Annotated in this window: 16 protein-coding genes; 4 read left to right on the top strand and 12 right to left on the bottom strand. The window is 67.8% G+C overall.

Annotated elements, in window-relative coordinates:
- Positions 1–105: 105 nt before the first annotated feature.
- Entirely contained in the window at positions 106–1,059 is a 954-nt protein-coding gene (locus OG538_RS33595) for a LuxR C-terminal-related transcriptional regulator (protein WP_406099322.1), read from the bottom strand.
- Positions 1,060–1,265: 206 nt separating this feature from the next.
- Between OG538_RS33595 and OG538_RS33590 the strand changes: the two genes are divergently transcribed.
- From OG538_RS33590 to OG538_RS33580, 3 genes are all read left to right on the top strand, one after another.
- Positions 1,266–1,457 (top strand): hypothetical protein, encoded by a 192-nt coding sequence (locus OG538_RS33590; RefSeq protein ID WP_406099320.1) that lies wholly within the window; start codon positions 1,266–1,268, stop codon positions 1,455–1,457.
- Positions 1,458–2,069: 612 nt separating this feature from the next.
- A complete protein-coding gene (locus tag OG538_RS33585) occupies positions 2,070–2,750 on the top strand; it encodes a hypothetical protein (protein WP_406099319.1) in 681 nt (226 codons plus the stop codon).
- Between the two features lie 73 nt (positions 2,751–2,823).
- Positions 2,824–3,438, top strand: a complete 615-nt coding sequence (locus OG538_RS33580) for a class F sortase (RefSeq protein WP_406099318.1) — start codon at positions 2,824–2,826, stop codon at positions 3,436–3,438.
- 153 nt (positions 3,439–3,591) lie between these two features.
- Here OG538_RS33580 and OG538_RS33575 read toward each other — a convergent pair whose 3' ends face one another.
- From OG538_RS33575 to OG538_RS33550, 6 genes are all read right to left on the bottom strand, one after another.
- On the bottom strand, positions 3,592–4,488 hold the full coding sequence (locus OG538_RS33575; protein WP_406099317.1) for a carbohydrate ABC transporter permease: 897 nt from the start codon (positions 4,486–4,488) through the stop codon (positions 3,592–3,594).
- Positions 4,488–5,510 (bottom strand): carbohydrate ABC transporter permease, encoded by a 1,023-nt coding sequence (locus OG538_RS33570; RefSeq protein WP_406099315.1) that lies wholly within the window; start codon positions 5,508–5,510, stop codon positions 4,488–4,490. The genes OG538_RS33575 and OG538_RS33570 overlap by 1 nt, the downstream gene beginning before the upstream one ends.
- 11 nt (positions 5,511–5,521) lie before the next feature.
- Positions 5,522–6,814, bottom strand: coding sequence for an extracellular solute-binding protein (locus OG538_RS33565; RefSeq protein WP_406099313.1), 1,293 nt, complete (start codon positions 6,812–6,814; stop codon positions 5,522–5,524).
- Positions 6,815–7,848: 1,034 nt separating this feature from the next.
- On the bottom strand, positions 7,849–9,279 hold the full coding sequence (locus tag OG538_RS33560; protein WP_406099312.1) for a non-reducing end alpha-L-arabinofuranosidase family hydrolase: 1,431 nt from the start codon (positions 9,277–9,279) through the stop codon (positions 7,849–7,851).
- Positions 9,280–9,820: 541 nt separating this feature from the next.
- Positions 9,821–9,955 carry a hypothetical protein gene (locus OG538_RS33555; RefSeq protein WP_406099311.1) on the bottom strand — a complete coding sequence of 45 codons (135 nt, stop codon included), beginning with the start codon at positions 9,953–9,955 and terminating at the stop codon, positions 9,821–9,823.
- A 153-nt stretch (positions 9,956–10,108) separates the two neighbouring features.
- Positions 10,109–11,137 carry a LacI family DNA-binding transcriptional regulator gene (locus tag OG538_RS33550; RefSeq protein WP_406099309.1) on the bottom strand — a complete coding sequence of 343 codons (1,029 nt, stop codon included), beginning with the start codon at positions 11,135–11,137 and terminating at the stop codon, positions 10,109–10,111.
- 111 nt (positions 11,138–11,248) lie between these two features.
- On the opposite strand from OG538_RS33550, the gene OG538_RS33545 reads away from it, so the two are divergent.
- A complete protein-coding gene (locus tag OG538_RS33545; RefSeq protein ID WP_406099307.1) occupies positions 11,249–12,100 on the top strand; it encodes a phytanoyl-CoA dioxygenase family protein in 852 nt (283 codons plus the stop codon).
- A gap of 246 nt (positions 12,101–12,346) precedes the next feature.
- On the opposite strand, the gene OG538_RS33540 is transcribed toward OG538_RS33545, so the two are convergent.
- The 5 genes from OG538_RS33540 to OG538_RS33520 all read right to left on the bottom strand — a co-directional run bounded on the left by OG538_RS33540 (position 12,347) and on the right by OG538_RS33520 (position 19,229).
- A complete protein-coding gene (locus OG538_RS33540; RefSeq protein ID WP_406099306.1) occupies positions 12,347–13,639 on the bottom strand; it encodes a DUF2254 domain-containing protein in 1,293 nt (430 codons plus the stop codon).
- A gap of 374 nt (positions 13,640–14,013) precedes the next feature.
- On the bottom strand, positions 14,014–15,780 hold the full coding sequence (locus OG538_RS33535; RefSeq protein ID WP_406099305.1) for a cation:proton antiporter: 1,767 nt from the start codon (positions 15,778–15,780) through the stop codon (positions 14,014–14,016).
- Positions 15,781–15,834: 54 nt separating this feature from the next.
- Positions 15,835–16,893: a cytochrome d ubiquinol oxidase subunit II gene (locus OG538_RS33530; protein WP_406099304.1), complete on the bottom strand. Its 1,059-nt coding sequence runs from the start codon at positions 16,891–16,893 to the stop codon at positions 15,835–15,837.
- Complete coding sequence (locus OG538_RS33525; protein WP_406099302.1) at positions 16,890–18,356, bottom strand: cytochrome ubiquinol oxidase subunit I; 1,467 nt, start codon at positions 18,354–18,356, stop codon at positions 16,890–16,892. Before OG538_RS33525 ends, OG538_RS33530 begins: the two co-directional genes overlap by 4 nt.
- 33 nt (positions 18,357–18,389) lie before the next feature.
- Positions 18,390–19,229, bottom strand: coding sequence for an SDR family oxidoreductase (locus OG538_RS33520; RefSeq protein WP_406099300.1), 840 nt, complete (start codon positions 19,227–19,229; stop codon positions 18,390–18,392).
- Positions 19,230–19,369 lie beyond the last annotated feature (140 nt).

Genomic DNA, 19,369 nt, shown 5'->3' with positions numbered 1-19,369 from the left:
TCCCGGCCGCCTCCGGCCCGAGCCGCAACGGGTGAGCCGGGGCCGTATGCGCCCGGTCGGGCACGGACTGGCCGCCGCCACCGCGGGCACCCCCCGGTGCGGTGCTCAGACGCCGCCCGGGGCTGCCGGGGCCGGCGCGGACGACTGCACCCGGGCCAGATAGCCGGCCTGGAATCGACTGGCCGCCCCCAACTGCTCCATGATCTCGGCGATGTGCTTACGGCAGGTGCGCAGCGACATGCCCAGTCGCCGGGCCACCATCTCGTCCTTCATGCCCTCCGCCAGCAGCCGCACGATGGCTTGCTTCACCTCGTCCCGCGCCGAACTCTCCGTCCAGGCCGGGTGATAGGGCTCGGCCAGCGACCAGGCGTGGTCGAAGGTCGAGCACAGGTACGCCACGGTGGACGGCTCCTGGATGACGATGGCCGCGTCCAGGTCGTCCTGGTGCGGGATGAACACCGTCTCCCCGTCGAAAGCCACCATGCGGCCGAACAGTTCGCTCAGCGTCCTGATCTCGGCCCCCTCGTCGGTCATCCGCCGCGCGTACTCCTGCGTGGGCAGGTGATAGCGGGCCGTGTGCTGGTACAGCGTGCGCATCCGCACGCCCCGGCGCAGCATGTCCCGGTCCTGAATGAACGCCTGCTCCAGCAGCGTGGGAGAACGGCCTCCGCCGGGGTGGCAGGTACGGACCTCCTGCCGGCACCGCATGGTCGCCTCGGTGATCATGCCTATGACCGTCTTCAGGTCCGTGACCTCCGTCAGCGGCGCCCGCCCCTGCCACCGACGTTGCCCCTCCGCATAGAGCGGCGTCAGGAGGGCCATCTCGCCGCGGAGTTGATCGATCTCGGCCAGCTGCCGACGCAGCCCCGCCTCCTTCGGCGCGACGAGCGCGGCAATGGCCGCGTCAGGCGCGACCGGCACCAGCCTGTCAGGGTCCTCGGGCAGGCGCCGCAGCAGCAGCAGTTCGGTCAGGGTCGCCACCGCCGAGGCCGCGCAGCTCTCCGGCAGTCCCAAAGTCGCGCCCAGTGTCCTCCCGTCGCACGATCCCTGGTTGCTCACCCAGCGGAACACCCGGACGGCGTCCTCGGACAACTGCCTGTAGGACGCCGTCCTGTCAGCCGCCTCGCGAAGACCCGGTAACTGACCGTCCTCACCGATGCCGCCCACCCAACCCCCTCATCAGCCAGATGGCTCCGCCAACCCGTACTGATGTCTATTGTTCAGATGCGCGGTGGATATTCCCAGACCCCCTGGAAGGAATCACCGTGGAACGGACCAAAGGGGCACTCACTCTGCTCCTGGGAATCGTCACCTTTCTCCTCGGCGGACGAGATCGCGCCCGGCGGCGCACCGCCGACGGCGAGGGGGGCACCGCGCGCGAGGTCCTCAACCAGCCTCCGCGACCGGTGCGCGGCGACGATGACGACACGCCCGCCGTACCGACACCGCACTGGTGACCCGCAAGGGCCACCGCCGATCGGCCACGCCGAGACCTATGGCAACCGGCCGGGCCGGCAGCCGCCTCGGCACATCCGAGGAGATCGCCCAGTCGTAGCGGCTGAGCAGCGGGAGCCGAGCCCGCCGTCAGCGGCGGGCTGCCCGCAGACAGCGGTTCCGCCGCGCCACAGCCACCGCCTGATGCGGCCTACCGGCTCGCGCTGGGGACGGCGGGGGCACACCCGGAGCCTTCGTCTTCGCCCATTCCATCCGCTCGCCGAATTCGGTGAGGCGTGATTCTCCGCTTCTCTGCATGGTCGTTGACTTGCCCGTCACCCGTGAGAGCAGCGCGGGCTGACGCGGGCCCACCCCACAGGCGCCCAGGAGCACGACGCCGCGCGCAACCGCGGGCGCAGATGCACACCGGTGGAGCAGTCCCCCGCTCCCCCCGCTCCGCTCCGAGCACTCAGCCCTTGGCTCGTCCACCCCCCTCATCACGGTGCGCTATCGGCTACTCAGGGTATTTGTCGGCGTTTTCGGAGCGTTACGCCACGTTTCTCCGGCAATCCATGCCATCTCTTAGGCGATCACTTGATCAGTACGACAATCATCCCGGCTCGAAGGAGTTCAGCATGCGTATTTCCGCTTCAGTCCGTTCCCGTAGTGCCCGTGCGGGTGCCGCCGTAGCTGCCGCGGTCGCCATGGCCGGAGTCACGCTCGCGGGCGCGTCCACCTCCTACGCTCTTGACGGCGACAGCGGCGACATCGACATTCGCTCGGGCGGCTGGAACTCGCACGGCGGTGACGGAGGCGAGGTCTGCAAGTTCGTCCTCGTCGCCAGCAACTTCGAGTCGCTCAAGGCCGTCCCCTGGACGATCACCGCGCAGCCCCCGACCGATCCCGCGGGCGACACCCTGCAGAGCACGCTGCCGCTCGTGAACGGCTCGGCGCGCAGCCAGGAGTACCTGCTCCCGAAGGGCACGTACCAGCTGGTGTGGATCACCCCGACGGCCCCGAGGCAGAAGACCTTCCGTGTCGACTGCTCCAAGCCCGCCAATGGCGGTGGCCGGGCGGAGGACAGCAGCAGGGACTCGTCCGCGTCGGGTGCCGCGGCGGGCGCCGAGTCGAGCTACGAGAAGCCGTCCGGTGCCGTGCCCGCCGGCGGCGGTGGCGTCCCGGACGTGGAGAACCTCAGCTCCGAGAGCGACTGGAACGTCGGGACCACCGCCGCGCTGGCTGCCGGCGCGGCCGGAGCCGCAGGGCTGATCATGGTCCGCCGAGCCGCACGCCGTCGTGCCCGCAACGAGGCATAACGCCCGCACCCGACGGCCACGGCCACGGCCACGGCGACGGCGACGGGGACCGAGTCGCGCGTGCCGTCTCACCATGACTCTGTGCGTGCTCTCCTTGCTGGTGACCGGCGTCGTCCGGGCGGGCTCGGGCTCGTCCGACGACCCGGCCGTCGCCGCCCACGGCGGTGACGCCGCGGGCGGCGGCGATCTGCCGGCCCAGCGAGTCCCGCACGCGCCCCTGTCGCGCTCCCGACCGGTGAAGATCACGGTGCCCGCCATCTTCATCCAGGCGCCGGTCACGGGTCTCGAGCTCGACAGGAAGGGTCACCTCGGCGCCCCGCCGATGAGCAAGCCGAAGGTGGTGGGCTGGTTCCGGAACGGCCCGTCACCCGGTGACGCGGGAACGTCTCTGATCGTCGGTCACCGCGACACCGAGACGGGGCCGGCGATCTTCCTCAACCTCAACGCCCTGCACCGGGGCGACACGGTGAAGGTCGCCCGGGCCGACCGGCTCACGGCAGTCTTCACCGTCGATGAGGTCAAGACCTACACGAAGGACGAGTTCCCGGATGACAAGGTCTACGGGAACACCGGCCGTCCGGAGCTCAGGCTCATGACGTGCGGCGGACGCTTCAACAAGAAGAACGGCTACTCGGCCAATGTTGTCGTCTTCGCCCACCTGACGTCACTGAAGAAGCAGACGGCCTGAAGGCTGTCAGCAGTACAGGGAACGGCCGGTACCTCGGGGGCGAGGTACCGGCCGCCATGTTTCTCCCACGTCCCACTCCGGGCCCCGGCAGCGCACGCGCCTCCCGCAGGCAGGGCAGTGGCAGGCGTGACACGGCCCCGGAGCTGTCCGGTTTCAGCCCTTCACGGCGCCGGTGAGACCGCCGACTATCCGCTTCTCGAAGATCGAGAAGAAGATCAATGCGGGCAGCATGGCGAGTGAGGTGAACGCGAGAACCTTCGCGGTGTCCAGGGAGTACTGCGAGGAGAACGCCTGGACGCCGAGCGGAAGGGTGAAGTTCGCCTGCGAGTTGAGGATGTACAGGGGCAGTACGTAGTTGTTCCAGCTGCCGATGAACGCGAGGATACTGACGGTCACCACTCCGGGCAGCGACAGCGGAATCACCATGCGGAAGAAGAATCCCAGTCGGCTTGCACCGTCGATCGCGGCGGCCTCCTCGATCTCATGCGGAATGGCCCTGAGGAAGGGCACCAGGATGATGACGGTCGTCGGCAGGCCGAAGGCGATCTGCGGGACGATCACGCCGAACAGGTTGTCGACGAGGCCGAGTTCCTTGATGACGATGTACAGGGGGGTGATCGCGATGACCATCGGGAACATCAGACCGGCGGCGAACAGGGAATACATCGCGCCCTTGAGCTTGAAGTCATAGCGCGCGAGTACGAAGCTCACCATCAGGCCCAGAACCACGATGCCCACAGTGCTCGCGAGACCGACGATGAGCGAGTTGGCGAATTCGCCCCAGAACGTCGTCGACCTCAGGACGCTGACGTAGTTGCCGAGGACCCAGGGGTGCGGTGGCGCGGCCGGACTCGTGGTGATCTGCGAGTTGGTGCGGAATCCACCCAGCACGATGTAGAGCATCGGTGCGATGCAGACCCCGATGAAGAGCAGCGCGACGAAGTAGGTGAAGGGATTTCCCCACTTCTGCGGCTTGTCACGATTACCGCGGACTGGGGTATCCGGCTCCACAGCGGAGGAACGCCAGGAGTCGGCGGTCGTCGCGCTCATCAGTTGGCTCCTTCGGTGACGGCGCCCCGGAGGTCACGGCGCAGGACGAAGCGCTGGTAGATCAGCGCGACAACGAGCGAGATCAGGAACATCACGACCGCGACGGCACTGCCGTAGCCGTAGTTCCCCGCGCTGCGACCCTGCGCGACCATGTAGATCGCCATGGTCGAGGTGCCCGCAGTTCCCGCGACGTACTGACCCCAGATGATGTAGACGAGATCGAACAGCTGCAGCGAGCCGATGATCGAAAGGAACGCCCAGATGCGGATCGTCGGCCCCAGCAGCGGCAGCGTGATGCGACGCTGCACCTGCCAGTAGGACGCGCCGTCGATCTGAGCGGCCTCGAACAGCTCGGTGGGGATCGACTGCAGGCCGGCGAGCATCAGAATCACCGCGAAGCCGATGTACTTCCACGAGATGATGCCCATCAGCGTCCAGAGGGCCAGATTCGGGTCGGAAAGCCACTCGGCCTGCAGGGAGCCCAGGCCGATGTGCGACAGCAGGTCGTTGACGGCGCCGTTGCTCTGGAGCATCAGGCTCCATCCGGTGCCGACGATGACCTCGGAGACGACGTACGGCACGAAGATCAGGATGCGGATGACCGAGCGGCCGCGGATCTTCTGGTTGAGCAGGAGAGCGAGGGTGATCGCGAGCGGCCCCTGGATGACCAGTGAGAGCACCATGATCAGGCCGCTGTGCCACAGAACCTGCTGGAACGCGGGGTCGGTGAGGATCAGTTTGTAGTTGTTCAGGCCGACCCAGTCGGTGGGCGCCCCGTAGCCGTGCCAGCGGTAGAAGCCGTAGAACGCGGCGAGCGCGACCGGGAAGATCACGAACGCCAGGAAGATGATGATCGCAGGTCCGGAAAGGAGCGCGATCTCGAGTCGCATCTTGACACGGCCGCGGCGGCGCGCAGCCGCTCGCGGCGGAGTCGGGAGCGCGGACTCGGCCGCGCCCCCGGCTCCGGGCGTGCCCTGCGACTGGCGGCCGGTGGCCGTGTCAGTACCCAGGGTGTTGCTCATTTTCTGCTTACTCAGCCCTTCGCGGCGGCAGCGTTGGTGTCCTTGGCTATGTCTGCGCCGCTGCCCTTGCCGGCCATCAGGTTCACCACGGCGGTGTTCATGGCGTTGCCGACGTTCTGGCCGTACTCGGTGTCGAGGAACATCATCGAGTAGGCGGCCTTGTTGAAGGCCTGGAGTGCCGAGATGTTGTAGGAGTCGGTGACGACCCCCTGGGCTTCCTTGTTCACCGGGATCGTGTAGAAGGCCTTGGAATAGAGCTCCTGCTGTTCCTTGGTCACGAGGAACTGAAGGAAGCCGACGGCCTCCTTCGGCGCGTGCTTGGACAGCGAGAATCCGTCGAGGCCGCCCATGATGGCGGACGGGTCACCCTGGCCACCGGCCACGGCAGGGAACGGGAACCAGCCCAGGTCAGGGAGCTGCTTCTTGTTCGGGGTCAAGTTGGCGATCACACCGGGGTCCCAGTTGCCCATGAGTTCCATGGCCGCCTTGTGGTTCGCCAGCATGCCCGCCGAGGATCCGGCGCCCTGCTGCGACGAGTTCGTCAGGAATCCCTTCTGGAACGGCTCGACCTTGAGGAACGAGGCCAGGTCGTCACCGGCCTTCGTCCAGCACGGATCGGTGAACTTGAGCGACTTGGCGGAATTCTTCATGGTGTCCTGGCTGCACGCGCGCAGGGCCAGGTTGTAGTACCAGTGCGCAGCCGGCCAGGCATCCTTGGCGCCGACGGCGATCGGCGCGACCTTGATCGCCTTCAGCTTCGCGACTGCGGCCTCGAGCTCGTCCATCGTCGTCGGCGTCGCGGTGATGCCGGCCTGCTTGAACAGGTCCTTGCTGTAGTAGATGCCCTCGGGCTGTGTGTCGACCGGCATCGCGTAGACCTTGCCGTCGATCGAATAGCCTGCGATGCCCGCCGCGCCCGCATTCGTCTTGTCGGCGGCGGTGAGGTCCAACGCCTGGATCTGGTCGGCGTCGACCATGGCCTGCATCTTGCCGCCGCCTCGCTGCAGGAAGATGTCCGGCGCGGAGTTCGAGTTGAGCGCGGTCTGCAGCTTGCCGTCGAAGTCCTCGTTCTGAACCGTCTGGACCTTGATCGTGACGTTCGGGTGCAGCGAGTGGTACGTCTTCGCGGCGACCTTCCAGTACTCCGCGCCCGGTCCGGGCGTCGCGTTCTCCCACAAGGTCACCGTGACCTTGCCGTTGGACGCACCGCCGCCGTCAGTGGCGTCGCCTGCGCAGCCGGTGGCAGCGAGCGCGATGCCCAAGCCGATCGCGACAGCCGTCGCGCTGCGTGTCTTCCTCATCATCGTGAAATCCCTGATCTGTCGTCATTGACACAAGTGATGCAAGTGGTTCGAGCAAGGTGATGGCCTGTTGGCGCGGGTAGGGCGTTCGAGCGGCAGGCCGACCGTGGCAGCAGTGAGGGTCGGGTACGTACGCGAAGTAGTGACGATCACCGCCACCCCTGCTTCCGGCTCCGGGCATGCGCGTGTGGACGTGCCAGGTGGACGGGTGTGACCGTATGGAGTCGTGTCCGTTACGGGGAGGTGCCGATCGGTGGAGAGTATGCGCTCGGCGCAGAGCGGCAGTCAATGAATCATTTCCGAAAGTTCACCGAAACTTATAAAGGACGCTCAGGGGTGCCCGCCGAAATATTTCGGCTCTGCCAATCGCACCCGACCGGATTCAGTGCGCACTGCGCGACCCCTTGACGTCTCGCCAGTCGGACCTTACGGTCGCGAAAACATTTGCAGCCGTGTCGCCACTTGGGGCAGGCCGGCCACCAGCAGATCCACAGTGAACCGGGACTGAGAAGAGGGGAAAACCGCGCGGGACCGACTGGTGCGCTCCGCATTCCCGCGCATGTGCGATCACCCCTTGGAGCCACTCGCCCGAACCTCTCAGCTCCGCTGCCCCCAGCAACTGTTGCCACAACTCGCCTTGTTCGACGGTCGCCGAGCCGACCCGGGCCCGTGGCCCACACGCGCAGGTGCACTGCACGGATCAAGAACCTTCAGCCCAGTACGCCCTCACACGTCCGGCCTCGGCGACAGCGCGTCGTGCCGCTGGCGGACCTCGCTCCCCACACCCGTCCGTCGCTGCCGTCGATCACCCACAGCCGAGGCTCGATCCGCAGCACCGGCGCGGACGTCGAAGCCTTCCGGATACGCGGACACTCCGGCTTCGGCAAGGAAAGCGGCGGTAAGAGAGGAACCCCGGCCGAAGCGCAGCCGGGGTTCCTCGATGGATGAGTGCCGCTCACCTGGCGCGGCTGCCCACACCGCGGTCCCCTCGTCCGCGCGCCGGCAGACCGCGCCACGCGGTCACGTGGTCGGGCGGGTCAGTGCTGCAGGGTGAGGACGCCCGGCCGCCACGGCAGCTGGTCGTAGGTGCCCCCGGCGGTGGGCGACTTGCCCTGGTACAGGAGCTGCAGGTTGCAGGGGTCGATGGTCATGGTCTGGTCGGGGTTGTTGCGGACGAGGTCACCGTGGCTGATGTCGTTGGTCCAGGTGGCACCGCTGTTGGCCTTGCCCGCGAAGGGGTTGCCCTCGCTGGCGGCCTGCGGCGTCCACGAGCCGCTCAGGCTGGAGGCCGTGAACGAGCGGAAGTAGCGCCCGTTCGCGCCTATGGCCTCAACGATCATGAGGTATTGGCTCTGGCCCTGGACCTTGTAGACCTGCACCGCCTCGAACAGGTTGTTCGTCGAGTCGCTCATGACCGTCGTGTACGACGAACCGAAGCTGCCCGGGAAGTTCCCGATCGGCATGCTCGCCCGGTAGATCTTGCCGTTGTCACCGGCGAAGAACAGGTACATGTTCTGGCCGTCGGCGATGAGGGTCTGGTCGATCGGGCCCGTGCCGGAACCGGAGATGCTCCCGGTGAACAGCGGCTGCGGAGCGGACCAGCCGTTGGCCTTGGTGGGGTCGCTCGACGTGCGGTAGACGAACGCCGACGCACCCCACTGGTATGCCAGTACCCAGATGTTCTTGGGCGCGAAGTAGAACAGCGTGGGCGCCACCGCGGCCTGGCTCATGCCGTTCTGGCCGGCCGACGCCATGTCCGACCAGTTGGTGAAGGGGCTGAACGTCATCGAGCCGTAGGACGATCCCGACACGTTCGACGCGTAGACCAGGTGCTTGCCGTTGTACGTCACGGTGGTGAAGTCCTTGAGCGCGACCCACCCGTTCGCCGGCTGCGCCAGCACACCCGTCGATGTCCACCGGTACGTGGACGGAAGTGCGCACGTGCCACCCGTCGGCGGGTTCGAGGTCCCGGCCAGGCCGGTCCACTTCTGGTTGCTGCCGCCGTTGCACGTCCAGATCTCGACCGCAGTGCCGTTGGCCGTACCGGTGCCTGTGGTCTCCAGGCACAGCCCCGACTCGATGCCGACGACGGTGCCGTCGGCGTTCACCCGCCACTGCTGGTTCGTGCCGCCGGAACAGCTCCAGATCTGCACCCGGGTCCCGGCCGCGGTGGCGTGGCCCGGAACGTCCAGACACTTGTTGCCGTACACGGTCAGCTGGTTGCTGTCCGTCAACGTCCACTGCTGGTTGGTCCCGCTCCAGCAGTCGTAGATCTGCAGGTACGTGCCGTCGGCCTGGCCGGCGTCGGGCACATCGAGGCAACGGCCGGAACCAACATTGCGCAAGGCACCGCTGGTGGCCGCCTGAGCCGGGTTGGCAACGAGCATCGCCGCCAGTGTGACCAGGACCGCGACCGCGGCGGCGACCACCGCGGACAGATGCCTTCGGCCGAATCTTCCTCTATGCATGGGGACTTCCTCATCCTTCGGTAAGCGGTTCCGGTATGCCCTGTCTGAGGCGGTCCCGGACTGTCGATGGGGTGTCAGTTCGTGGCACCGGGCTGCCTGCTCGTACCTTCCCGGTCCCCCGAGCGCCGGGGCGGGGCCGCGCCTCCTTCACGCGCTCCCCGGGGCCGACTCGGCCCGGCCCCGGGGCGGACCCGGCGGATGCACGGAGGGCCCCTCGCAGGGGCAACCGCGCCGGCGCGGAGCCGGGTGGCGGCCGACGACACGCAACGATTGATGCGTCCATGACATATGCATAGGTAACGCACTCCTTGCGGCTCGATCATTGCCCTGGACATGACCCCGACGGTGCCCTGCTGTGCGAGTGGAGCAACTCCGACTCGTTCGAGATACCGAACAAGGGTCGAAGTGTCGAGCAACTTGATGATAGGGAACCGGTGAACGGCGTCAACACTTCTCGCATGATTCGCAAGCAGAGCCGAAACATTCGTGGTGTCCATGGATGAAAAGCGCAGGTCAAGCCCATGATCCCGCCTGGTCGCCGTCAGCCCGACGCTCCGAACCGGGGCACGACGGACGCCGGCCGGACGTCGACCACCGTCAGATCACGACTGCCGGTCTCGTCCAGCAGCCGCGCCAGGCCGATCTCGGGGATGAACCCTGGGACGAGAACGCTCACTTCCTCGCCAACGCCCGCCAGGACGCCCCTCACCCGGTCGCCGGACTCCCGCCGCCTCCACCCGCTCCGCTCGCATGAGGGGCCGGCGAAGCGGTCCGGTCGGCGACAGCACCCCCTACGGGTGTGGTGCCGCCGCGAGTTGCGACCCGCGAGCTACCCGGAGACCTCTGCCTCGGGCACCGTGCTTCCACGCACCAGCAGCCGGTGCGGGATCGTCAGAGTGGTGGCGGGCACACGGTTGCGCGGAGTGTAGATACGGTCTGCCAGGCACTGCAGAGCACGCTGGGCGATCTGCTCTTTGTCGGGGGAGATGGTGGTCAGCGCCGGGTGACTGAAACGACCGTCCTCGACGTCGTCGAAACCGACGACAGCCACCTGCTCGGGCATGCGAATGCCTCTCAGATGCGCCACGTGCATGGCACCCAGCGCCAGTTCGTCACTGAACGCGAACACGGCGTCGGGGGCGGAGTCACCGTCGAGCAGTTCGGCCATGGCCCGGGCACCGTCCTCCCGGTGCAGAGAGGTCACGCTTCGCTCCCACTCCGGCCGGGGCGCGATACCGGCCCGCCGCAGCGCCCTGCGATAGCCCTCGGTTCGCTGCTGTGCGGTGCCGTTCTGCAGATGCGGCTGGAGTCCGATCGCCGCGACGCGGCGACGTCCCAGCCCCAGCAGATGAGCGGTCGCCTCGTCCGCCGCAGCCACGCTGTCCACCGCCACATGATCCGCCTTGCCCTGCGAGCTGCGTTCGCCGAGCAGCACGATGGGCAGAGTGTGCGCGGTGGAAGTCAGCTCATCTGCCGTCAGCGCCCACGGGCTGATGATCAGCCCGTCCATCACCCGGCCGCTGTCACCGGTCAGCAGTCGCCGTTCGACCTCCGCGTCTCCCCGCGTCTGCTCGATGATCACTGTCCACGAGCGGCGACGCGCCTCGTCGACCAGCAGCCCCGCAAGCTCTCCGAAGTAAGGCGACTGGAACTCCGGGATGGCGAGACCGATGATTCCGGTACGTCCGGCCCGGAGGCTGCGAGCCGCGAGGTTGGGGCGATACCCCAGCTCGTCGATCGCTTCCTGTACCCGCTGGCGCGTCTGCGCCGCGACTCGGGCAGATCCGTTGACCACGTTCGACACCGTTCGCGGCGAGACCCCGGCGCGGGCCGCCACATCCTTCAGGCTGCTGCTCATTCGCCCATCGTGACACGCCGTGCCAGGGCGGATGAATGTCGCCGACAGCTATTGCAACGTTGAAATCAACGATGCAACATTGCGGGTGACCCCACACTGCAAGGAGGATGCATGAACCCGCACTCGTACCCCGGAGTCTCGCTCGCCGACCTCGACCAGGATGTGTCGTCCGACATCGCGGCTCTGTACGCGGAGGGCATCACCGCACGTAAGGGCGCCTTCGCCCCCGAGTGGGCCGACCGGCTCCGCGAGGACATCGAGGTGGCCTTCCACGAAGCGTTCGCGCGCCCCGGGGGCGCGGTCGGACGTGGCCCGCACCGCTACTACGTGGAGATACACCCCGAGCAGCTGCGCGGCTTCGTGGAACTGGTCGACCACCCCTGGGTGCGGTCCGTCTGTACTGCCGCGCTGGGGCCCGGCTACCGGATCGTCGAGCTGGGCTTCGACGTTCCGCTCGAAGGCGCGGTCAACCAGCCGTGGCACCGGGACTTCCCCATGCCGCAGGAGACCCGCTCCGAGCGACGGCTGACCTCCCTGGCGTTCAACGTGACCGCTGTGGACACGGAGGCGGACATGGGCCCCTTCGAGATCGCGCCGGGTACGCAGTGGGACGACAGCCCGGAGTTCGGGCACGACATGTTCCCGCCGCGCTCGCACTACGCGCGTTACGAGGAGCGGGCCGTACGCAAGTTCCCGCAGCGGGGTGACATCTCCGCTCGCACGGCGCTCACCATCCACCGCGGCACCAGGAACAACTCCTCCAAGTCCCGTCCGGTGCTCGTCCTGGGAGTGGACGGTCCCGAAGCAGCCAACGGTGACCGGCACGACACTGCCGTCACCCGGGCCTACTGGGAAGCGCTTCCGGAGCGCGTGCGGCGTCACCTGGACTGCGCGGTCGTCGACGTGCTGGAGCCGGTGACGCAGAAGCACACCATCGAGGGCCTCGTCATGGGCGATGCCTGAACTGACCGCCCGGGCACGGCAGGCACATCGGCGCTCCGTCCAGCGGCACGCTTGCCACGGCCAAGGGCTGCGCCGTCATCCCCCGGCGGGCGCACGACGCCGGCTGCGGCACCTCGCCTCGTAGTCGGAACGCCCGTATGCATCCAGCATGCGGTTGTCCCTCCGCCTTGCGACGCACCGCATCCGACGGCCGCGCGCTGATCCACCAGGAAGTGCGGGACAGCCCTTGGAGAAGCAGCCACCCCGCTATGCGCCGGAGAGGGACCGGCCGCCCACGCCCTGACTGTCGGCCGTCCGGGCGACGGCACGGCGAGCCACATCGGGAAACGCCCGCTCCACGGACGCACTGAGGAGATCCATCTCTGTCCGGAGTGCCGGATGATGGGTGGGCGGCAGGCTGTCGAGCAGCCCGTCGAGCAGCGCGCGCAGGCGCCGGCAGACCTGGATCGACGTCGCTCCGTAGTCGCGGATCTCGCCTACGGCGAGCTGGAGGTAGTCCTCCCACGCCCTCCCTCTCAGGACGAGCCGTGGCCTTCCGTCGTCGCCGGACAGCACATATCGGCCGGGCAGTGGCGACCGACCGATCACGTGGAGGAGCGACTCGATGTGATTCATGATCTGCACGGCGGTGGTGGGGTCGTTGACAGCGGGCGAGAGGGCCCGGATCGCGATATCGACGAGCACCCGGACCGCGAATGCCGGGTCCTGTTCGATCGTCCGCTCAGGGCCGAGCGCGATGAGACCCCTGACCTGTCGGCTGTCAGGGGTCGACGTTCCTCCGTGAATTTCGAGGAGGACCGCGCCTCGGGGAACGTAGTCACCGATCACGTGGGGCACTTCGAAGAGACAGTCGTGGCGTGCGGCAATCGCCGCCAGGCCGGCCGTGTGGAGGGCCTGGATCGCCCCGCCTCTCGTCGCACGGACGACGGTCACCTGGCCCAGCCGCCTCACGGCTTCACCGCGGTGCGGCGCCGCGGACGTGACCGCCCTGGTGCCGCGCTCGAAGACGTCCTCCCCCATGCGGCCGACGAGGTCGGCGATGGCGACCGGTCTGAGGTTGTGCGTGAAGCGGTTGAGGTAGATGAGCAGCAACAGGAGGCTGACAGCCACGGCGCCACCGGCCAGGGTGACTCCGAAATCCGGTACGGACTGCGACTCGACGCTGCGCAGCAAGGAGAAGGCGAAAGCGAAAGTGCCGGTGAAGGTGGCCAGTACGGCCTTCTGGAGCCGGTCCCTGTACCAGAGCCGCATATATCGTGGCGACAGCGTTCCCGTGGCCTGCTGAATGACGAGAACGCCGATGGTCACAACGAACCCCAGAAGTGCGATCATTGCGCCCACAATGGCACTCAGCACGCCGCTGGCCGTTGTCGCCGAATAGTGCCATCCGCTCGGGGGCCAGTCCGAACTGTCGGCGTTGATGGCCAATTCAGCCAGGACGAATCCCAGGACGAGGCCGAACAGCGGCATGATCCACAGGTTCGCCACCACGTATTGCCGAAGCCGGAACGCGGAGGCCCAGGTCATGATGATGCGCATCTGGCATTCGTCCCTTCGCGACGGCCGGTACTCCGGCGGCGCGGCGCCGTGCGGGCACTGCGCTGCGGCCGGGAGCGGTCCGGCTCCACGGTATGTCAGCCCCGATGGTGCACAGGGGCCGACACAGTGGCTTCACCACCCGGGTCGCAGCACGTCTTCACAGCCTGCGCTGAGACCCTTGAAGTCGCTCCGCCGTTCGGAAAGCGCCCCTCTTCACGCGTAGGCCCTGACCTTGCACGGCGCTCCCACTGAAGCAATTCGGGGTCCGCGTGGACGTGCTGACGGTGAACGACGCACCACTTCGGCGAATGACCCTCACTGTTCGCGGCCCGGAGTGAGCGCGCATGGGCGGTACAGAGCTGTCACGTGGGCTGTCACAGTTCCGTGCCGGGGGTGATCAGTACAACGCTGTCGCCCTTCCCGGGAATGATCCGCCGATTCTCTGTCACGGGTTCCAGCCGCAGATCCTCACGCACCACGAAAAGGGTCTCACTGCCCGGCGGCATCGGAGCCGAGGCCTCCTGGACGAGGAAGCGTGCACCCGTCCCGTATCGCGCGGCCAGTGCGTGACGCACGAGGGGTCTGCCGAAGAGGATGTCTCCGCCGGTGTAGGGGGCAACCACACCGTGGCTGTCCTCGGGAGGGCCGACCCGGTAGACGGGCCCCTCGACGCTGTCCTGCATCACCACCGAGGCGAGGGCGTTGAAGTCGTCGTCGTCGGTGGCCAGGAACACGGCCGTCACGCCCTCCAGCCGGGCCCCCGGATTGGTGGCGGTGGCGAGCAGATCGCCGCCGGCGAGTTCGATACCCGCTCCGGTGATCCGTTGCCGTTCCTCGGCGAGGCCCGCCCACATCAGAACGTCCAGCCCGGCGGACCGCAGGGTCCTGCCCAGGTCCACCACCCACGGTTCACCGCCCACCAGGAGGATGCGTGTGCCCACGGGCTTGACGATGCCCAGGAACCGGGCGACCGGCGCCGCGGACAGTGCGTACAACAGGACCGTCCCGACGATCACCAGGAAGGTGACGGGAAGGATTTCGGCGGCGCCTTCGACCCCCCTGTCGACCAGGTTCCCCGAGAACGCCGTAGCCGTGGCCGCGGCAACGATGCCGCGCGGAGCCATCCATCCGATGAAGGTCCTCTCGCCCATGGACAGGGCGGAGCCCGCGGTCGACCCGTAGGCCACGAGGGGTCGTACCACGAGGACCAGGAGGGCGATGAGGCCGAGTGCCGGCAGGAGTACGGGCACGAGGGAAGCCGGCGTGACGGTGGAGGAGATCGAGACGAACAGCAGGCCGATGATCAGCTGGGCCAGGGTCTCGAAGAACGGACGCCGCGCGGGCATGTCGAAGCCCTCGATGTTGGTGACGGCGAGGCCGGTGACGATGGCGGCGATGAGCCCCGTGTCGTCCCTGACGACGTCGGCGCCCGCGGACACGACGATCACGGTGGTCAGCTGGGCCAGCGTCCCGAGCGTCTCGCCGAGCCGCAGTGTGCGAAGCGTCAACCAGAGCAAGGCTGTCCCCACCGCTCCGCCGATGAGCCCCACCGCCATGCTGAGGGCGAACTGGCCGAGCTGGTAGCCACGGCCGATGTCCACCCGTTGTGTGGTGGCGATCGCGTGGAAGACAAGTGCCCCCAGGATGCCGCCGATCGGGTCGGTCAGGGTCCCTTCCCAGATGAGGATGCGGCGCACCTTGTCCGTGGGCCGCACGAAGTCGAGAAGGGGGCCGACGACCGTCGGGCCGGAGACAACCAGGATCACGCCGAGCATCGAGGCGACCTTGAGTGGCATGCCGAACATCGCCGGTGCCACGGCTGAGGTGACCAGGAAGGTGACGAGCACACCGAGCAGCAGCAGTCGTCCCACGATCCACCGTGTGCGGCCGGTGAGCTTGCGGAGGTTGAGCCCGAGGCCTGCGTCGTAGAGGATCACCGCCACGGACATCGACACGAGGACGTCGAAGTTCTGTCCCATCAGCTTGTCGGGGTGGATGACGTCCGTGAGCGCGCCGGCGGTGAACCCCGCGGGCAGCAGGATGATGAGGGCGGGAACGCGCAGTCTGCTCGCCAGGATCTGTGAGCCGGCGGCGAGGAGCAGGGTCAGTGTGATGCCGAGGTAGATCTCGTCGTCTGTCACAGCGACTCCTTTCGGCAGAGTCCTGGTGCGGTCGGGAGGGAGCCGTCCTGAGCGTCAGCTCGCGCCCGTCCCGGCACCGCCCTCGGGATCGCCGCCTCGTCGCAGGTCGGCCTCGGTGAGTTCTTCGAGCTCACCCCTGGTGTCGAGCCAGTACAGGAAGACGACGGCCGGCACCACGATCACCAGCGCGACGAGGGTGACGAACGCCAGCCAGGTCAGCGTGGTCGACGCACCGGCGCCTTCGGCGACGGTCATCGACGGCGGAAGGAGGTAGGGACGCTGAGCCAGTCCCCAGGCGATGACCGCGCAGGCGATGACGCCGACGGCCGAGGCGCGGGCCCAGCCGCCCGGCCTCCGCGTGAGCAGCCACGCCGTGATGAGGCACGCAGCTGTGGCGGCGATGCCGAAGGCCAGCCCCGCCCCGTGGGTGAGCCCGCGCCACACGTGAGGGGCGTCCTCGCTCGTGACGAACAGGGTGATCGCCCCCAGCACCACGAGCACGACGAGGCTCACCAGCCCACGCCGCCGGAAGTAGGCGATCAGGTCCGGTGCGTCGAAGCGGCGGGCGTCCGCTGCCAGGAACACAGCGCCCAGAAAGGCCGTCGCGGCGACGGCGAGCAGGCCGAACATGATCGAAGTGGGGTTGGACCAGGCATCCGCCGAGGCTTCCGTGCCGGGCTTCACGCGGCCTGAGGCCACCCCTCCTACGGCGGTGCCGAGGAAGAACGGCGTGACGAGCGAAGCCAGGGCGAACACGGCGCCGTAGAGGCGCCGGTCCGTGAGCCGGCGGACGACCTTGCGGAACGCGAAGCCGGCGCCGCGCAGGACCAGGCCCACGGCCGCCAGCGCCAGGGGCAGCCACATTGCGGAGAAGACGGTTTGGAAGAGGGTGGGAAATCCGGTCCACATGATGACGAAGACGAAGATCAGCCAGACGTTGTTGACCTCCCACACGGGGGCCATCGCGTGATCGATGAGCCACCGCGGACGCCTGCCGCGTTCGGTGCCTCCCGCGGTCAGGTCCCAGAAGCCTGCGCCGTAGTCGGTACCTCCGGCGCAGGTGTACGCAGCGATGGCGAGCAGCAGGACCACTGCCATCAGGTCGGCCGTCACGTCCGGTCACCCGCGGGCGGGGCGCCGCCGCCTTCTCCGGCGGGGACCGACGTCCGCGGGCCGTACGGGCCGTCCGTCTCGGGCGGGTCCGCCGAACGTCCCGCAGCGGTCTCCGCATCGGCGTCGCGCCACCGCGTGCGCAGCTTGAGCAGGACGACGAGGAGCGACCCGAAGATGAACAGGTAGACGACGACCACCAGCCCGAACATGATCCACAGCGTGGACGAGCGGGTCGCCGTGACTGCCTCGGCGACCCGCATGTTCTGGTAGACGATCCAGGGCTGGCGTCCGACCTCGGTCGCGATCCAGCCGCACTCGACAGCCACCACGGAGAACAGACCCGCAAAGGCCGCGCTGCGGTAGAACCACTTCGAGGCGGGAAGCCTGCGGTGCCGCAGCCACACCAGGCCGTACCACAGCGCCAGGAGCACCAGGGCGGAGCCGATGAGGACCATGATGTCGAAGGCCCAGTGTGCGATCGTCGCCTGAAGCACTGTCGGCCTTTGGTCGGGCGGGACGGAGGTCAGTCCGACGACCCGGGTGTCCGGGCTGAAGCCGGCGAGGAGGGAGTCCAGCAGCGGAACCCTGATGCCGCCCGAGACGGAGCCGTCGGAGCGCAGGCGGCCGAACAGGTACTCCGGAACGCGGGTGTCGGTCTTCCAGACGACCTCCATGGCCGCGAACTTCACCGGCTGCTTGTGGAAGACCGAACGGGCGATGGAGTCTCCCAGGACGAACTGGACGGGAGTCGCCACCGCGGCGATGGTGAAGGGAACGGCGAATCCGAGCCGGTGGTACCGGTCATGACGGCCCCTGAGCCATCCGACCGCGTAGACGCCGGCCACCGTGTAGCCGGCGGTGATCAGCATGGCCACCACGAAATGCCAGTACTGCGGCCCGAACATCGGCGTGAAGATCGCCTTCCAGATGTTCACGTCCGCAGGATGGCCGGCGGAGTCGAGGGAGAAGCCCCGAGGGGTGTTCATCCAGGAATTGGCCGCCAGGATGCCGAACGCCCCCAGCAGCGCCGCAGCCGGAAGCGGCAGCCCGAGCAGGAAGTGCGTCCGGGGCTTCAAACGACGCCATCCGTAGAGATAGATGGCGATGAGGACCGCTTCGAGGAAGAAGGCCCAGGCCTCGACCCCGAAGCCGATCCCGAAGACGTCACCCCACCTGCCCATCAGCCCCGGCCAGAGCAGACCGAACTCAAAGGAGAGCACCGTGCCGGTGACGACACCGACGGCGAACTGAACAGCCATCACCGCCGACCACCGCCGCGCCAGCAGAAGTGCTGTCGCGTCCTTGTGCCGCAGTCCGCGATAGTGCATGACCAGGGTGATCAGGGGCAGGGCCACGCCCAAGGGGACCAGGATGATGTGTGAGGCCAGAGTGAAGGCCATGAGTTCTCGGGCCGGCAGAAGCTGATCCGGCGCACTCGCCAGCAGGTGGACCGAGGTGTTCATATCCGCCTTCGCCGATCGGGTCTTGCGAAAGGGTCAGCCGCCGGTTGCGAACCCGGGGAAGAGCGTCATCCCGCCGTCCACGTAGAGCGTCGTCCCCACGACGTAGTCCATGAGGTCGGAGGCGAGAAGGACAACTGCGTGGGCGATGTCCTCGGGGTCACCGATCCGGTCGTACGGGATCAGGCGCAGGAGGTCCTCGCGGGCCTCCTGCGTCTCCCAGGCACTGCGGTTGATGGGGGTCCTGATCGCTCCCGGGGCCACGGCGTTCACCCGGATCTTCTCCGGTGCGAGCTCTTGGGCCAGCGTCTGCATCATCATCTGAACGCCGCCCTTGGAGGAGGCGTAGTTCACGTGCCCTGCCCAGGGAATGATCTGGTGCACCGAACTCATGCAGATGATCTTCCCGGCTGCCCGGGACACCTCGGGGACCACGCCGCGCCGGCGGAACTCCCTGGCTGCCTCACGTGCGCACAGGAACTGGCCCGTGAGGTTGACGTCGAGCACCTTCTGCCACTGGGCCAGAGTCATTTCGGTGAAGCCGGCGTCACGCTGCATCCCTGCATTGGCGACCAGGATGTCGAGGGTTCCGAACTCCTGCACCGTCCGATCCACCATCGCGGTCACCTGGGACTCCTGCGACACGTCGGCTTCGCAGGCCAGTGCCCGTACCCCGAACGAAGTGACTTCCGCAACGACTTGCTCGGCGGCCTCACGACCGCTCACGTAGTTGACCACCACGTCGGCGCCCGCCCGGCCCAGTCCGATGGCCGTGGCCTTGCCGATGCCGGAATTGGCACCGGTCACGAGTGCCGTCTGGCCTTTCAGCAAGTCGGCCGGCAGAGCAGGCCTCGATGCCACGGCAGGGGAATCCATGATGCCCTGTCTCCTTGCTGCGCGACTACGGTCCGACGGGCCGCTGCCCGGCGGGCGGGGATCAGGCAATCACCGGATGGCCGCCGTCGGCAGGCGCGGCGGGCGCGGTTGCGCCATCGGGTGGACCGGCTTCCCCCGCT

Source organism: Streptomyces sp. NBC_01013, from assembly GCF_045162765.1.
Classification (GTDB): domain Bacteria; phylum Actinomycetota; class Actinomycetes; order Streptomycetales; family Streptomycetaceae; genus Streptomyces.
The sequence above is the reverse complement of the archived record's forward strand: the minus strand, read 5'-3'. Positions and strand labels throughout refer to the sequence as shown.

Bases quoted from the DNA above. Each gene is read 5' to 3' on its own strand.
- OG538_RS33575 (WP_406099317.1), bottom strand. From the start codon at position 4,488: ATGAGCGCGACGACCGCCGACTCCTGGCGTTCCTCCGCTGTGGAGCCG.
- OG538_RS33540 (WP_406099306.1), bottom strand. From the start codon at position 13,639: ATGCGCATCATCATGACCTGGGCCTCCGCGTTCCGGCTTCGGCAATAC.
- OG538_RS33565 (WP_406099313.1), bottom strand. From the start codon at position 6,814: ATGATGAGGAAGACACGCAGCGCGACGGCTGTCGCGATCGGCTTGGGC.
- OG538_RS33580 (WP_406099318.1), top strand. From the start codon at position 2,824: ATGACTCTGTGCGTGCTCTCCTTGCTGGTGACCGGCGTCGTCCGGGCG.
- OG538_RS33520 (WP_406099300.1), bottom strand. From the start codon at position 19,229: ATGGATTCCCCTGCCGTGGCATCGAGGCCTGCTCTGCCGGCCGACTTG.
- OG538_RS33585 (WP_406099319.1), top strand. From the start codon at position 2,070: ATGCGTATTTCCGCTTCAGTCCGTTCCCGTAGTGCCCGTGCGGGTGCC.
- OG538_RS33545 (WP_406099307.1), top strand. From the start codon at position 11,249: ATGAACCCGCACTCGTACCCCGGAGTCTCGCTCGCCGACCTCGACCAG.
- OG538_RS33525 (WP_406099302.1), bottom strand. From the start codon at position 18,356: ATGAACACCTCGGTCCACCTGCTGGCGAGTGCGCCGGATCAGCTTCTG.
- OG538_RS33560 (WP_406099312.1), bottom strand. From the start codon at position 9,279: ATGCATAGAGGAAGATTCGGCCGAAGGCATCTGTCCGCGGTGGTCGCC.
- OG538_RS33570 (WP_406099315.1), bottom strand. From the start codon at position 5,510: ATGAGCAACACCCTGGGTACTGACACGGCCACCGGCCGCCAGTCGCAG.
- OG538_RS33550 (WP_406099309.1), bottom strand. From the start codon at position 11,137: ATGAGCAGCAGCCTGAAGGATGTGGCGGCCCGCGCCGGGGTCTCGCCG.